The organism is Haloferax volcanii DS2 (assembly GCF_000025685.1).
GTDB lineage: Archaea > Halobacteriota > Halobacteria > Halobacteriales > Haloferacaceae > Haloferax > Haloferax volcanii.
The window spans coordinates 685,488-698,913 of record NC_013967.1 but is presented as its reverse complement, the minus strand read 5'-3'; the positions used below and the strand labels follow the sequence as shown (position 1 = coordinate 698,913).

The following is a 13,426-nucleotide window of genomic DNA, read 5'->3' as shown; positions in this document are numbered from 1 at the left end:
GAGAGTGGCTGTGGGCGGCACGACCGCGAAAAGCGACACGAAGTGCCCCGGCGGCGGGAGCGCCGCCGGAGATGGGTTTGATGGGGGGAGTGCGTTCTGCGAGCGGAGCGATTACTTGGCGGCGATGACGTCGTCGATGCGGACGATCATCGTCGCGGCCTCGGTCGCGGACTCGATGGCTTCGCGCTTGACCGCGACGGGGTCGATGACGCCGAGTTCGACGGGGTCACCGATTTCGCCGGAGCGGCCCGAGGAGATGATGCCGGCGAGGCCCTCGGTCTCGTAGCGGGCGCGGAGGTCGACGAGCGCGTCGATGGGGTCCATGCCGGTGTTCTCCGCGAGGGTGCGCGGGAGCGCCTCGACGGCGTCGGCGTAGGCTTCGACGGCCAGCTGCTTGCGGCCCTCGATGCCGGCGGCCTCCGAGCGGATGCGGTCGGCGATGGCGATTTCGGTCGCGCCCGCGCCGGGGACGACGCCGCCCTTGTCGATGGCGGCGACGACTACGTCGACGGCGTCTTCGATGGCGCGTTCGAGTTCGTCGACGACGTGTTCGGTGCCGCCGCGGAGGAACAGCGTGACGGCCCTGGCCGCCGCGCCGCCCTCGACGAACGCGAGGTCGTCGTCACCGAAGCTGCGGATGCTGACGGCGTCGACGCGGCCGAGGTCGGACTCGTCGAGGTCCGAAAGCGAGCCGAGGCGCTTCGCGCCGGTCGCGCGGGCGAGGGCCCGGGCGTCGGACTTCTTCACGCTCTTGAACGCGAGGATGCCCGCGTCAGCGAGGAACCCCGCGACGCGGTCGTCGATGGACTTGGTGCAGAACACCACGTCGACGCCGGCGTCCGCGAGCGCCTTCGCGTAGCCGCGGAGTTCGCTGTCCTCGGCGTCGATGGCCGCGGTAAGCTGGTCGACGGAGGTGATGTTGTACTCGGTGTCGACCTCGCTCTTGCGCACGTCGAGTTTCATGTCGAGGACCGCGACGGTCGCGTCGGAGACGGACCGCGGCATGTTCTCGTTGACGGGCTCCTTGTCGAGGACGACGCCCTCGACGAGTTCGGTCGCCGAGGAGGACGCGCCCGTGCGGGTGAGCACGCGAACGTCGTCGCGGTGGAACACACCGTTGTCGTCTTCGTGGACCATCTGGACCGCCTTGACGACGTGTTTGGCGAGCACGTCGGCGGTCACGTCGCCGGTGCCCTTGCCGGTCATGGAGGACTCAGCGACCTTCCGGAGCAGGTCGTCGTCGAGCGTCACGTCGAGAACCATGTCGTCGATGGCGTCCTGGGCGATGCGGGCGGCCTCGGTGTAACCCTCGACGATGACCGTCGGATGGAGGTCGTCATCGAGGAGGTCCTCGGCGTGCGCGAGGAGTTCGCCGGTGAGGACGGCCGCGGTGGTCGTGCCGTCGCCGACTTCCTCCTCTTGGGTCTGGGAGACTTCGACGAGCATCTGCGCGGCGGGGTGCTCGATGTCCATCTTCTCCAGAATGGTCGCGCCGTCGTTCGTGATGACGACCTCGCCCGAGGAGTCGACGAGCATCTTGTCCATGCCGCGTGGCCCGAGTGTGGTCCGTACGGCTTCGGCGACCGCCTTTCCGGCGCGGATGTTGGAGTCCTGCGCTGAGCGGCCGTGCGTTCGGTTCGTCCCCTCTGCGAGAATGTATAACGGTTGCTGCATTCGTGAAGCCATGTTGAAACCTCAACCGCTATCAACGATTGCAGTTCTATAAATACGTTTCGCCGGAAGTGAGCTACGAAATCGCACGACAGGGCGAAGGTTTTCGAATCTCGTCCGAGGTGTCAACGGCCCGAATCAGCGACCGGGCGAGGTTCCGTCGAAACGGGCGCAGGGCTACTCGTCGAGCGGGTGGACGGTGAGCGTCCCGTCGCCGAACAGCGAGACGAGGTGTCCCGCGTACTGGAACGAGAACCGCCGAGACGGGTCGTGAGAGGGGTGAAAGAGAACGTCGAGGGCTTCGGGGTCGACGCCGATGTCCGAGAGCGGCGGGAGTTCGAGTGGGCTGAGTTCCGTGGCCGTCGCGACCGCCGAAGTGATGGCGACCGCCACCTCGTCGTACCGGTCGACGGAGGTAGTTACCACGGACCCAACTCCATCTTCGAACGGGTCGTCCATACAATCCGAATGGGTAGTCGGGTACCTATTGATGTGGGTTGATTATGTAACCCGCTATTGTGGGGGTCGCTCGTCTCGAATTCGCTCTGCGAGCGTCCGGTACGCGCGTTTGAGGCGGGCGGCGACCGCCTGCCGCGAGATGCCGAGTTCCGCGCCGAGTTCGGCCAGCGACGTGGCCCGGTGTTCGTCGAAGTAGCCGCGTTCGAGCGCGAGCAGCAGGGTTTCGAGCTGCGCGTCGGTCAGCTCCTCGCCCGGCGGCGCTTCCTCGGCCGCGACCGTGGTGATGCGGTCGAACTCGGTGTCGATGCCGTGGGCCGCCCACTCGCGTCTGAGGTCGGTCAGCACCCGGTACGACGACACCCGAAGCTTGAGCCACCACGAGTCGACGGTCGAGCGGCACTCCAAGAGGACCGCGTCGCGTTCGGCCAGCGCGTCGAAAATCGGGACCTGTGAGACGTTCCAGCTGACGCCGTAGAGCACCCGCCCCGAGACGGATTCGACGAGCGTGAGGTCGTCGACGCTCGGAAGCGACCGCACCGCCTCCCCGAACGACGCCGCGTCGGGACCGCGGACCCAGACGAACGACACCGACCGCGAGGCGGTCGGAACGGAGCGTTCCAGTTCGACTTCCACGTCGTGTTCCTCGACCGCGGACCCGAGCGGGACCGCGGACAGCGGCGCAACGACCTCGGCGATGAGGCACACGCGTGAACGATAGGAGTACCAAGCCAAAAAGTTGCGTTTCAAGCTCTCTCCGTACCGTTGTGGAGGAATGAACGTCACGCGTCGATGAACGAACCCCGGCGGGCGAGCGGCCGATACTGTGAGCGCGGTGAAACGACGACGGCGGATTCTACAACCTATTTGACAGCCACCGGAGAGTGACACCACAATGCTGGAGTTGGAACACGGGTTCAGGGTCGTGGACGTGAACGCCCGCCTCGACCCCGACGAGCGGTCGGTCGCGGTACGCGGGCGGGAGATAAGCCCCGAGCGCCTGGAGCGCGAACTGCATCAGGCGGGCGTCGTTCGCGCCGTCGTCTCGCCGGGCGCACAGCGGGTCGCGGGGAGCTACCTCCGCCCAAACAACGCTGTCGCGCGGATGAGCGTCGACCGCCCGTTTCTGGCGTTCGCCCGCATCAACGGCCCGCGCGACCCGAGCGGCCGGGCCTCGGCGCGACTCCGGAACTTCAGGTCGTCGCGGGCGGACCACCACGCCGACCCCGACGACATCGAACAGTACGCCTACGACGACCGCTTCCACGGTTTTTCGCTCGCGCCGGCGGTCGACGGGCTCCCGGACGACGAGACGCTGGCGATGCTGGAGGACGTGGGGCTGCCGGTCTTCGTCGAGGGCGGGCAGGCCTTCGAGCCGAGCGCCGTCGCCCAGTCGCTGCTCGGGCGGTTCCCGGTCATCCTGTCGGGGTTCGGCGGCTTCCCGCTCGACCGCGGGCTGATGGACGAGGCTATCGACCTCCTCGACGACCACGAAGACCTCTATCTCGACACGAGTTTCGTCCGCTACCGGAGCGTGCTCGAACGCGCGCTGCTCGAACACCCGGACCGGGTGCTGTTCGGCAGCGGCGCGCCCGAGACCCACCCGAACGTGGGCGTCATGGAGATACTGACGCTCGACGTGTCGGAAGACGCGCTGGCGAAGGCGTTCTCGAAGAACGCGGCGCGGGTCATCGCGGCGCTCGGCCCCGGAGAACAGTAAGGAGGCGAATCAGCGCCGGTCGTATCGGGCGACGGCGCGGTCGGCGCGCTTCGACCGGCCGTGGGGGTTCCGCGTGCGAGTTCGGTCGCGGGCGCGGGCGACCAACCCGTCGGAGACGCCCGTGGCGATGCCGCCGACCACGTCGCGGACGGACCCGACCCAGCCCGACGGCGTCACGTCGCCTCGCAGGACGCCGAGGGCGGCGTCGACGCCGTCCGAAACCGCGTGTGTCACCGTCCGCTTGACGGTCCCCGGTCTGATGCCGTAGTTCTTCACGAGTCGATAGGTCAGAGAGCGGTACTTCCAGCCCCAGTCGCGCTCCGAGACGCCGCCGTCGGCCTCGAACTCGCGGCGGACGCACATCTCGGGAGCCCACGCGACGGAGCGGTCGAACCCGGCGAGGCGGTGGGCCGCGTCGCGCGCGCCGCCCGTCTGGAGGTACTCGTCGAAGCCGTCGAGGGCGTCGATGGCCCCGCGGCGGAACGCGACGTTGCCGCCGTTGAAGTACGTCACCGTGCGGCCGCCGATGGCGTTCCGTTCGAGCGACTCGGTCGTCATGCCGTTGCGGAGCGTCTGGTGCATCGGCCCGGTAACCACGTCGCCGTCGGCGATGCCGGCTTCGAGCGCCGACAGCCACGACGACTCGACGGAGAGGTCGTATCGAAGGAGTGCGACCACGTCGCCGCCGGCGACTTCGAGGCCGGCGTTACGGGCGACGTTGAGGTTGCGGTCGGAGATTTCGACCAGCACGTCCACGTCGTCGCGCTCTCTCACCATCCCGGTCGTGCCGTCGGCGGAGGGACCGTTGACGACGACGACTTCCGCGTCGGGGGCGTGCTCGGCCAGCGCGTCGAGGCTGGTGGCGAGCCGGTCCCGACCGTTGAGCGTCGGGAGCACAACCGAGAGGTCCATACCCGACAGTTGCGGTGGACGTACTTAAATGTGAATCGAGAACCGTGTTAAAATCTGCCGTGAGAACGCCTCACTCGGCGTCGCTCGCCCGCGTCGCCGCGCGAGACGACTCGTCGGCGGATTCGACCCGCGCGTTCCAGTACGACACGGACGCGAGGTCGTCGCCGAGCGGCGAGTCGCCGACGGCGAGGTCGAGCGAGCGGAAGGCCTGTGCGATGCCGTTGGGGACCTTCCGGTAGAAGCCGAACGGGATGACGAAGTCGTGCTTCGCACCCGCGAGGTCGAGTCCGGCGTCGCCGAGCAGCCGCCGCACGTCGCGTTCCGAGTAGAGCCGCGACCCCATCGGGAGCAGCCAGTTGTAGGCCACCCGGAGGCTCCCGTCGTTGAAGGTGTCGAAGAACACCTGTCCTTTCGAGACGCGGGCCATCTCGGCTAAGAACTTCGCCGGGGCGTCCGCGAGGTGGAAAAACCGCATCGCGAACACCGCGTCGAAGTGGTCGTCCGGGAACGGCAGCCGCGCCGCGTCGCCGCGGAGGAACTCGATGCGGTCGGCGACGCCCGCTCTGCGGGCCTTCTCTCGCCCCTGTACCATCATCGCCCGCGAGATGTCCAGTCCGACGACGTTCGCCCCCTCCTGGGCGAGCATCACGGTGAACCGGCCGGTCCCGCAGGCGATTTCGAGGATGTTCTTGTCCTCGACGGGGCCGAGCGCCGCGAGGACCGCCTCCTTCTCTCGCCGGTCGATGAGCCGACCGCCCTTGGAGAACCGCTTCGAGTCGTACTCCTGGGCGACCTCGTCGGCCTGGTACCACTCCTTTCCTTTCACGCTACGCATACTCGCGGGGGGGACCGTAAAACGGTACTGGATACGCGGTGCGGAAGCGGGGTTCGACGGGCGGAGGGGAGGGGTTTTCGTCTGCCGAGCGCGCACCATGGTATATGCCAACGTGTGGAAACTGCGGCGCGATCTGCGAGGCGGACGCGTTAACACGACACGTCAGCGAAGGGTGGCTCGTCGTCCACTGCCCGGACTGTCACGCGCCGCTCGGGAGCTATCGACTCGGCACTCCAGCGGTCGATACGATGCGAAACGTGGAGTGAGACGCCTACTCACGGTCGATTTCCCAACAAACGCACGATGTTAATATGTGTATTATGTGTCTGGATTCTTTTCACACACTTGTAGCTAACCCTTAACACGGAGCAACCGACTGTGACGGGTATGAGCACCACCACCGCAGAGCCAGATACTGAAGACCTGCTCTCGGAAGCCGAGTTCCGAGAGCGCCTCCGCGAGCTTCCCCCGAGCGCGAAGCTCGTCGCAAAAGTCCTCGAAAGCGACGCGCCCCTCTCGCAGGGCCAGCTCGCGGAGGAGTCGCTGCTGCCGGACCGTACCGTCCGCTACGCGCTCAACCGTCTCGAAGAGTCCGACCTCGTCGGCTCGCGCTACTCCTTCAAGGACGCGCGAAAGCAGGTCTACTTCCTCAACACGTAAGCTCGCGGTCCCACCGATAGCGCGACAGACCACCGCCCGCGGGGGCGCACTCCCGCAGACCAAGCCACCACTTCTCTCGAACGACCTAACCCGCCGGCGAGCGTAGCCGCCGCCATGCACGCCACGCGCGTCTCCGTCCTCGTCGCAACCGCAACCCGCGCGCCGACCGGCGCGACGAACGCCTACCTCGTCGCCGGCGGCGGCGACACGCTGCTCGTCGACCCCGCGGCCCGCACCGACCGCCTCGACGACCTCGTCGCGCGCGAGGGCGTCGACCACCTCGCGGTCACCCACACCCACGCGGACCACGTCGGCGCGGTCGCCGCCTACGCCCGCGAGACCGGCGCGACGGTCTGGTGTCGTCGCGGCCGCGAGCGCGCCTTCTCGGCCGCGACCGGAGTCGACCCCGACCGGACGTTCGCGGAGGGGACGACCGTCCCCGTCGGCGCGGGCGTCGAGGTGCTCGACACGCCGGGGCACGCCCGCGACCACGTGAGCTTCGTCGCCGGCGACGACGTGCTCTGCGGCGACCTCGCGGTGGCCGAGGGCAGCGTCGTCGTGGGCGCGCCCGAGGGCGACGTTCGGGCCTACCTCGTCGCGCTCAGGCGACTCCACGCGCGCGGTCCCGAGCGACTGCGTCCGGGTCACGGCCCCGAAATCACGGACCCGCGGGCGACGCTCGCGCGACTCGTCGCGCACCGAAACGACCGCGAGCGGGCCGTCCTCGACGCGGTGCGCGCCGGGAACGCGACGCCGGACGCCGTGACCGACGCCGCCTACGACAAGGACGTGTCCGCCGTGCGCGACCTCGCCCGCGCGACGGTCGTCGCCCACATCGAGAAACTGGCCGCCGAGCGGCGGGTCCGCTGGGACCCCGAGGCCGAGCGAGTCGAACCGCGATAGGGCGCGCGTCGTCGGTGTCCGAGACCGCGGGTGGCCGGGGGTCGCGCCCCCGCGAAAAACCGCGCCCCTCTTTGGGCTCGCGCCCGCATCGCGGGTATGGACCTCGACGCCGAACTGGACCGCGCCCGCGACCTCGACGTGTCGGAACTCGCCGACGCCATCGAGTCCATCGGCTTCGAGTGCACGCGCTGCGGGGCCTGCTGTAAGGGCTACGAGGGCGACGACGGCCCCGAACCGCACACGGCGACCGTCTTCCCCGACGAGGTGCGCGCCTTGCAGGAGGCCGGCGGAGACGACTCGAAAGGCGAGTCGGGAACCCCGATGGAGTGGCGGGACGTGGCCCGACCGATGCCCTACGGCCTCGTCGAGGGCGACGACGGCCCCGAGGGCGAGACGTTCGAGTGGGCGCTCCAGACGACCGCCTGCGGCGACTGCCGATTCTACGAGGGAGACGACTCCGGGCGGGGCGCTTGTCAGGTCCACGAGGACCGCCCGCTCATCTGCGAGACCTACCCGTTCAGCGTCGCCCTCGGCGGCACGAGCCAGCCGATGGGCGAGGCCGTCGACGAGGAGGGCGTCGTCCGCGCCCACGAGTGCGAGGGCCTCGGCCGGGACATCTCCCGGGCGGACGCGGAGGAACTGGCGCGGGCGCTGAAAGAGCGAGCGGTTCGAGAGCTCCGCGAGGCGCGGGGCGTCACCGACGCGTACGAGTCGGTCGAGACCGGGCCGGGCGAGGTCGTCGTCCACGACTCGGAGGGCGCGAAACGGCCCGACGGGACGCGGGTTCAGTAGTCGAATCCGCTGACTGCGGTACATCTTTAACACTCCGGCCTGACCACATATTGGAGGTCTTACGGTGGAAATCTCAGATAAACTCCTGTGTCTGTTCAATGCTGACGTTCGCACCGAGGACGACCGCTACGTCGTCGAAATTCCGCGCCGCGAAGTCGAGACCGGGACCGTCGAACCCGGCGAGACGTACCGCGTCGCGCTCATCTCCCGCGAATCGAACGAACCCGCCGAGTCCGAACCGAACGCCGGACCGACGCCCACGAACGAACCGCAACCGCCCGTCGAAGCCGGCGAACTCCGCTACGTCGAAATCGAGGACATCGGCAAGCAGGGCGACGGTATCGCCCGCGTCGAACGCGGCTACGTCATCATCGTTCCCGGCACGGAAGTCGGCGAGCGCGTGAAAGTCGAAATCACCGAAGTCAAGTCTAACTTCGCCGTCGGCGAGGTCGTCGAAGACGACTTCTGACGGCGCTCTTTTCGCGGTTCGACGCCGTCCGCCGCACCGACAGTGCTCACCCCACCGACAGACCACGGCTGCAAGTGAACGACGCACCACGCTTGCGAGTGAACGCGTCGGGCGCGCAGAGAGAGCGCGGTTGCAGGTGAAGAACGGCGTTTCGAGGACTGAACGCGCTACTGAACGTACTTCGTCACGTCGGCATCGACGCCCACGTCGGCCGCGTCGGCGTAGGGGCGATTCACCACGATGTCGCCGGCGGTCGACCGCCCGATGCCGGGGATGGCGGTGAGTTCGTCCATCGACGCCTCGTTGAAGTCAAGCGGGTAGGGGACGCCGGTGACGGAGCGGTAGCCGTGGTCGACGACGGCCACGTCGATAGTCTTCCCGAGTTCGCGCTCGCCCGGAATCCCGACCAAAAGCGGGTAGGTTCCGAGCTGGCGGCCGAACGTCCGGCCGTCCTGGTGGTATTCGAGGTGGACGTTCGGGAGGACCGTCCCCGCGGGGGCGACCCGGCGGAGCATCGGCCGGTCGATTTCCTCGCGGACCTCCGTTTTGTACGTCTTGAACAGCTGTTTGTGGTCGCGGGCGATGTCGGCACCCGTGTCGGACATGTCGGTGCCGTCGAACGCCATCACCTGCCGGATGTTGATGCGGCGGACCATGAGGCCCTCGTCGTAGACGCGCTGGAGGAACCGCTTGTTGTGCTCGAACGTCTCCTCGCGCTCGCCTTTCAGCCCGTGGAGGAGGTTGATGCCGGGGAGGAGCTTCGGCAGGCGGTTCGCGGCGTCCGAGCCGTGGGTCGGCGCGTCCGCGGGGTCGTCGCCGGGTCGCCAGCCGGCGACCTCGTTGACGATTTTGACCGCCTCGAAACACTCGTCGGCGGTGACGTTGAGGTTGTTCTCCTCCTGCACCACGGGGTCGGCGGATTCGAGGCCGAACGCCGCGGTATCGCCGGCCGTGTTGTGCTCGGCGATGATGCGGAGCGCCTCGCGGGACTTCTCGGGCCAGCCGACGATGGTGATGGGGTTGACGTTGTCGAGGTGGAGCGTGCCGAGGTCCGGCGCGACCTCGCGGATACCGCCGTAGAGCCGGCGGAGCGCGTCGGGGTTCGGAGCCTCGCCGTCGCCGCCGAACGCGAGGATGTCGGCCTGCCGGCCGAGCCGGAAGTGTCGCGCGCCGCGGTCGTAGAGGTTCTCGACCTCCTTGACGACGGAGTCGGCGGTGCGGAACGCGGGGTTGCCGTACAGCGGTTCGGTACAGAACGAACAGCGGTAGGCACAGCCCCGCGAGGTCTCCATCTCGCAGATGAGGTGGTCGGGGTGGCTCGGGTGCTGTTCGACCACGAACGCGCCCATGGCGGCCCAGCGGTCGAGTTCCTCGTTGTCGCGCATGCGGTTGCCGAAACCTTCGAGCCCGGAGTCGACGAGGTCGTAGGCGGCCGCCTCGATGTCGCCCTTGGCGACGAAGTCGTAGTCGAGGTTCTTGCGCTCCATGTCCTGGCCGCCGGCGTTCTCGTCGCCGACGCCGAAGCGAATCGGCCCGCCCATCAGGGCGGTGCCTTCAGCGACCCACGCGAGTTCGCGCACCTCGTCGGGTTCGGCGGGCGTCCCGCCGACGTACTTGCCGGGGACGGTCATGCCGCCGATGTAAATCATGAGGTCGGCGTCGGCCACGTCGCGCCACTTCTGTCTGTCCTCGCGGAGTTCGTCGATGGTGTGGTAGACGACGTTGGACTCGGGGACGCCCGCGTCGACCACCGCACCCGCGGTGAACCTCGGATACGTCGAGATGTACGGCGGCACGCCGAAGTGCGCCGGCTCGTCGACGTATCCGTCGACGATAGTCACGGTGAGGTCGGCGGGGTCGGTCATCGGTCGCGGTTCGGGTTCGACGCGGAAAACGCAACCGGTCGGCGGTCGCGGCCCCGAACCGCGTCGTGGGGGCGCTTCCGCCTCCCGCGCGTTTATGAGCGTGGGAGCGTAACTGACGGCCATGCCCGCGACCCTCGAAGTCAAGTGCGCCAACGAGGACTGCGAACTCGACATGTTCGAGCTGCACTACACCTACGACATGCCCGACGACGTGACGGTGGCGGACTTCTCCTGTCCGTACTGCGGCGAGTCCCGCGCCCTGGAGGAGATTCAGCTATGAGCGACCTGCGGAAGTACGGCGAGTCGGCGGCGAACGCCGTCCTCGAACGGGTCGGCCGCGGCGTCAGCCAGATGCAGGAGCGCAAGCCGCTCGCCCACGACCTGCTCGAATCCGAGGACGCCTACCTCGTCGTCTTCGACGCGCCCGGCGCACGCGCCGAGGACGTGCAGGTCCGCTTCCTCGACGGCGAGGTCGAGATTCGCATCGACCGCTTCCGCGACTTCCACGAGGGCTACGAGATGCGCTTCCCCGGCCGCGGCCTCACGCTCTCGGGGACGGCGACCATCCCCTCCGACGCCTCGGTCGAAGCCGCCGAGGGAACCGCCACGGTCGGCAAGCACGGCACGCTCCAGATTCGGATTCCCAAGGACGAACGCGCGAGCGACATCGCCGTGACCGAGGAGGAAGACGAAGCCGACGGCGAGGCCGACACCGAGTCCGACGACGAAGTCGACTTCGGCGACGTGGACGACCAAGACGCCTGAGTCTCAGTTTCGGGCGCGACGACCCCTCCGAACCTCCGTTTCGCGCTAGTCGCCGTCGAGCGTCATCCCTTCGACCACCGCGAACTCCTCGTCGCCGTCGAAGCGGCGAGGGTCGAACGCGGCCGGAATCCGTTCTCGACCGTCTCCGAGCACCGCCTCCGCGAGTCGTTCCCCGATTGCCGGGGCCCACATGAAGCCGTGGCCGTGCCAGCCGGCGGCGACGTAGACGCCTTCAGCGACCGCGCCGACGAGCGGGTTCCGGTCCGGGGTCGCCCCGCAGAGGCCGGCCCACGCGCTGTCCGACTGGTCGGCCTCGGCCGCCGCCTCGCCGGCCTCGTCGAAGCCGTCGATGCCGGTCCGGTGGCGAACCCCGTCGAGGGCGTCGGCGACGAACCAGTCGTCCGCGGTCGGGTCCCAGTCGTCGGGGTCGGGTTCGACCGGTTCGACGCCGTCGCCCGCGAGGACGCCGCCGGGATGCGGCCGCAGGTACGACTCGTCGGTCGCGTCGTAGACGGTCGGCCCGCGGTAGTCGCAGTCAGCGACGAGCGCCTGCGCCCGGTAGGGTTTGAGCGCGATTGGGTGGCCCGCGTCGGCGAGCAGGCGGCGCGAGTGGACGCCCGCGGCGACGACGACGGCGTCGAAGCGGGCGGTCACCACGTCGTCGACGGCGACGGCCGGCGGGTCGGTTCGAAGCGTCACCGCGTCGCCGACGCGGAACGCGACGCCGGCCGACTCGCACTGCTCGACGAACAGGTCCACGTAGGCCGCGGGGTCTGCCCAGCCGGCGTTCTCAGCGACGCCCGCGAGGAGCACGTCGTCGGTCCGAATCGGGAACCGGTCGCCCAGTTCGTCGGCTCCGACGAGCGACACCGCGCGGTCGTGGACGCGCATTCGCTCGACCGACTCCTCGAGGGCCGCGGCCGCCGCGTCGTCGCCCTCGCGCGCGAGAAAGACGTAGGGCGTCTCGTGGAAGGCGAACCCGCCCTCGCCCGACAGGCTCCGAAAGCGGTCCATCGCGCTCCCGGCGACGGCCGCGTCGATGTCCTCCGCGTAGGCGTCGTAACAGATGCCGGCGGCGCGGCCCGTCGACCCGCGGCCGGGGACGTCGCGCTCGAACAGCGTGACTCGCGCCCCGCGCTCGGCGAGGTCGAAGGCGGTCGTCAGGCCGACCGCGCCCGCGCCGACGACCGCGACGCGCGCTGACTCGTTCATACCCCGTCTGCGTCGGCGACCGACTTGAATGGCAGTTGCTCGCCGGTCGTGGGGCGAGAGTGGTCGAGAACTGCGCGGCGCGGTCGCTCAGGATTGTAGAGAGACGGGGTAGGTCGGCCGGCCGTGGCCCGCGTGGAAACCACGTGGGTCCGAAAGGAGCCACCCGACCGTGCCGTCACCTGTCCTCTCCGGCGACCGCGTAAAAGGCCTCCGGTGCTCGGCGCGGCACAGGCGGGGCGAACCGCAGGAGGCGGAGAGCGGGCGACCGCCCGGCGCGCCGGACTACTCGGCGAACTCGTCGACGCCGCGGGCGGGGTAGCCGACCACGAGGTCGATACCGGCGTCGCGGAGGTCGTCGATTCGCCGGCGGATGTCGTCGACCGAGCCGATGAGCGCGTAGTCGCGCGAGGCCTTCAGGAGCACCTCGCGGGCGCGACCCTCGGCCGAGGCGTCGGTCGCGGCGTCGTCGGGGAGCGCGCGAGCGACGGGGCGGCGACGGGAGACGTACGCGCCGACGGCGTCGAGAATCTCGTCGTCGTCGTCGGTGAGGGCGGTCGGGGCGTAGAGCGCGACCTCGCCGCCGAAGCCGGCCGCCCGGAGCGCCCGAACGTCTCTGCGGGTCGACCGCGAGAGGAGTTCGTACTGGGTGCCGCCGGCGGCGAGGGCGATTCGCTCGATGCCCTCGGTGCCGACCCACGCGTCGGGCGCGCGCTCCCTCGCGGCGCGGAGCCGGGGGGCGACCGCGCGGCGCGCCTCGTCGTCCGTCAGATACGCGCCGTGGCCGGCCACGAGCACCTGCCGAACCCCGTCGGGGAGCCACTCGTACAGCGAGTCGTCGCCGAGCGGGTCGAAGCCGTCGGTGCGGACCGGCGTGGTCAGTCGGACCTCCTTTTCGGCCGCGAGGTCGCGCAGTACGTCCTCGTCGGGGAGCCGCTCGCGGCCCTCGTAGTCGATGGCAACGACATCCAGCGGGACCGAAAGCGCCTCGCGCACGTCGCACTCGGCGGGTTTGAGCGCGACTGCGTCCAGACCGGCTTTCGAGACCGCACGCTCGGCGGTCAGCATGCTATCACCACAGAAGTTTCAGTACCGTCGCGGAACGCGATCCATCGTCTGTGCGACCATGTGAGAACGAGTAGCGCGGAGGAGGCCAAAACCCTGTCGAT

The 13,426-nt window shown here is 69.1% G+C and carries 15 protein-coding genes; 7 read left to right on the top strand and 8 right to left on the bottom strand.

Annotated features, from left to right (window positions below):
- Positions 1–111: 111 nt before the first annotated feature.
- From thsA to HVO_RS08420, 3 genes are all read right to left on the bottom strand, one after another.
- On the bottom strand, positions 112–1,674 hold the full coding sequence (gene thsA, locus HVO_RS08430; RefSeq protein ID WP_004044159.1) for a thermosome subunit alpha: 1,563 nt from the start codon (positions 1,672–1,674) through the stop codon (positions 112–114).
- Positions 1,675–1,848: 174 nt separating this feature from the next.
- Positions 1,849–2,130 (bottom strand): HalOD1 output domain-containing protein, encoded by a 282-nt coding sequence (locus HVO_RS08425; protein ID WP_004044160.1) that lies wholly within the window; start codon positions 2,128–2,130, stop codon positions 1,849–1,851.
- 54 nt (positions 2,131–2,184) lie between these two features.
- Positions 2,185–2,835, bottom strand: coding sequence for a helix-turn-helix domain-containing protein (locus HVO_RS08420; RefSeq protein ID WP_004044161.1), 651 nt, complete (start codon positions 2,833–2,835; stop codon positions 2,185–2,187).
- A gap of 187 nt (positions 2,836–3,022) precedes the next feature.
- Here HVO_RS08420 and HVO_RS08415 point away from each other — a divergent pair, with 187 nt between their 5' ends.
- A complete protein-coding gene (locus HVO_RS08415) occupies positions 3,023–3,847 on the top strand; it encodes an amidohydrolase family protein (RefSeq protein ID WP_004044162.1) in 825 nt (274 codons plus the stop codon).
- A gap of 9 nt (positions 3,848–3,856) precedes the next feature.
- On the opposite strand, the gene HVO_RS08410 is transcribed toward HVO_RS08415, so the two are convergent.
- Positions 3,857–4,759, bottom strand: coding sequence for a glycosyltransferase family 2 protein (locus tag HVO_RS08410; RefSeq protein ID WP_004044163.1), 903 nt, complete (start codon positions 4,757–4,759; stop codon positions 3,857–3,859).
- A gap of 70 nt (positions 4,760–4,829) precedes the next feature.
- A complete protein-coding gene (locus HVO_RS08405) occupies positions 4,830–5,585 on the bottom strand; it encodes a class I SAM-dependent methyltransferase (RefSeq protein ID WP_013035475.1) in 756 nt (251 codons plus the stop codon).
- Between the two features lie 396 nt (positions 5,586–5,981).
- Between HVO_RS08405 and HVO_RS08400 the strand changes: the two genes are divergently transcribed.
- The 4 genes from HVO_RS08400 (at position 5,982) to HVO_RS08385 (ending at position 8,418) form a co-directional block, all read left to right on the top strand.
- Entirely contained in the window at positions 5,982–6,254 is a 273-nt protein-coding gene (locus tag HVO_RS08400) for a winged helix-turn-helix domain-containing protein (protein WP_004044165.1), read from the top strand.
- Between the two features lie 114 nt (positions 6,255–6,368).
- Complete coding sequence (locus HVO_RS08395; protein ID WP_004044166.1) at positions 6,369–7,157, top strand: MBL fold metallo-hydrolase; 789 nt, start codon at positions 6,369–6,371, stop codon at positions 7,155–7,157.
- 96 nt (positions 7,158–7,253) lie between these two features.
- Positions 7,254–7,949, top strand: a complete 696-nt coding sequence (locus HVO_RS08390) for a YkgJ family cysteine cluster protein (protein ID WP_004044167.1) — start codon at positions 7,254–7,256, stop codon at positions 7,947–7,949.
- Between the two features lie 64 nt (positions 7,950–8,013).
- Entirely contained in the window at positions 8,014–8,418 is a 405-nt protein-coding gene (locus HVO_RS08385; RefSeq protein WP_004044168.1) for a TRAM domain-containing protein, read from the top strand.
- 167 nt (positions 8,419–8,585) lie between these two features.
- On the opposite strand, the gene HVO_RS08380 is transcribed toward HVO_RS08385, so the two are convergent.
- A complete protein-coding gene (locus tag HVO_RS08380; RefSeq protein WP_004044169.1) occupies positions 8,586–10,283 on the bottom strand; it encodes a radical SAM protein in 1,698 nt (565 codons plus the stop codon).
- Between the two features lie 121 nt (positions 10,284–10,404).
- Here HVO_RS08380 and HVO_RS20880 point away from each other — a divergent pair, with 121 nt between their 5' ends.
- Positions 10,405–10,563 carry a DUF7559 family protein gene (locus tag HVO_RS20880; protein ID WP_004044170.1) on the top strand — a complete coding sequence of 53 codons (159 nt, stop codon included), beginning with the start codon at positions 10,405–10,407 and terminating at the stop codon, positions 10,561–10,563.
- The gene (locus HVO_RS08375; RefSeq protein ID WP_004044171.1) at positions 10,560–11,048 is read left to right on the top strand and encodes an Hsp20/alpha crystallin family protein; all 489 of its coding nucleotides are present in this window, start codon (positions 10,560–10,562) and stop codon (positions 11,046–11,048) included. The genes HVO_RS20880 and HVO_RS08375 overlap by 4 nt, the downstream gene beginning before the upstream one ends.
- Before the next feature lie 45 nt (positions 11,049–11,093).
- Here the strand turns inward: HVO_RS08375 and HVO_RS08370 are convergent, their stop codons facing one another.
- Together HVO_RS08370 and HVO_RS08365 are read right to left on the bottom strand one after the other, a co-directional pair.
- Positions 11,094–12,260, bottom strand: coding sequence for an NAD(P)/FAD-dependent oxidoreductase (locus tag HVO_RS08370; protein WP_004044172.1), 1,167 nt, complete (start codon positions 12,258–12,260; stop codon positions 11,094–11,096).
- A gap of 282 nt (positions 12,261–12,542) precedes the next feature.
- The gene (locus HVO_RS08365) at positions 12,543–13,325 is read right to left on the bottom strand and encodes a DUF7388 family protein (protein ID WP_004044173.1); all 783 of its coding nucleotides are present in this window, start codon (positions 13,323–13,325) and stop codon (positions 12,543–12,545) included.
- Positions 13,326–13,426: the final 101 nt, after the last annotated feature.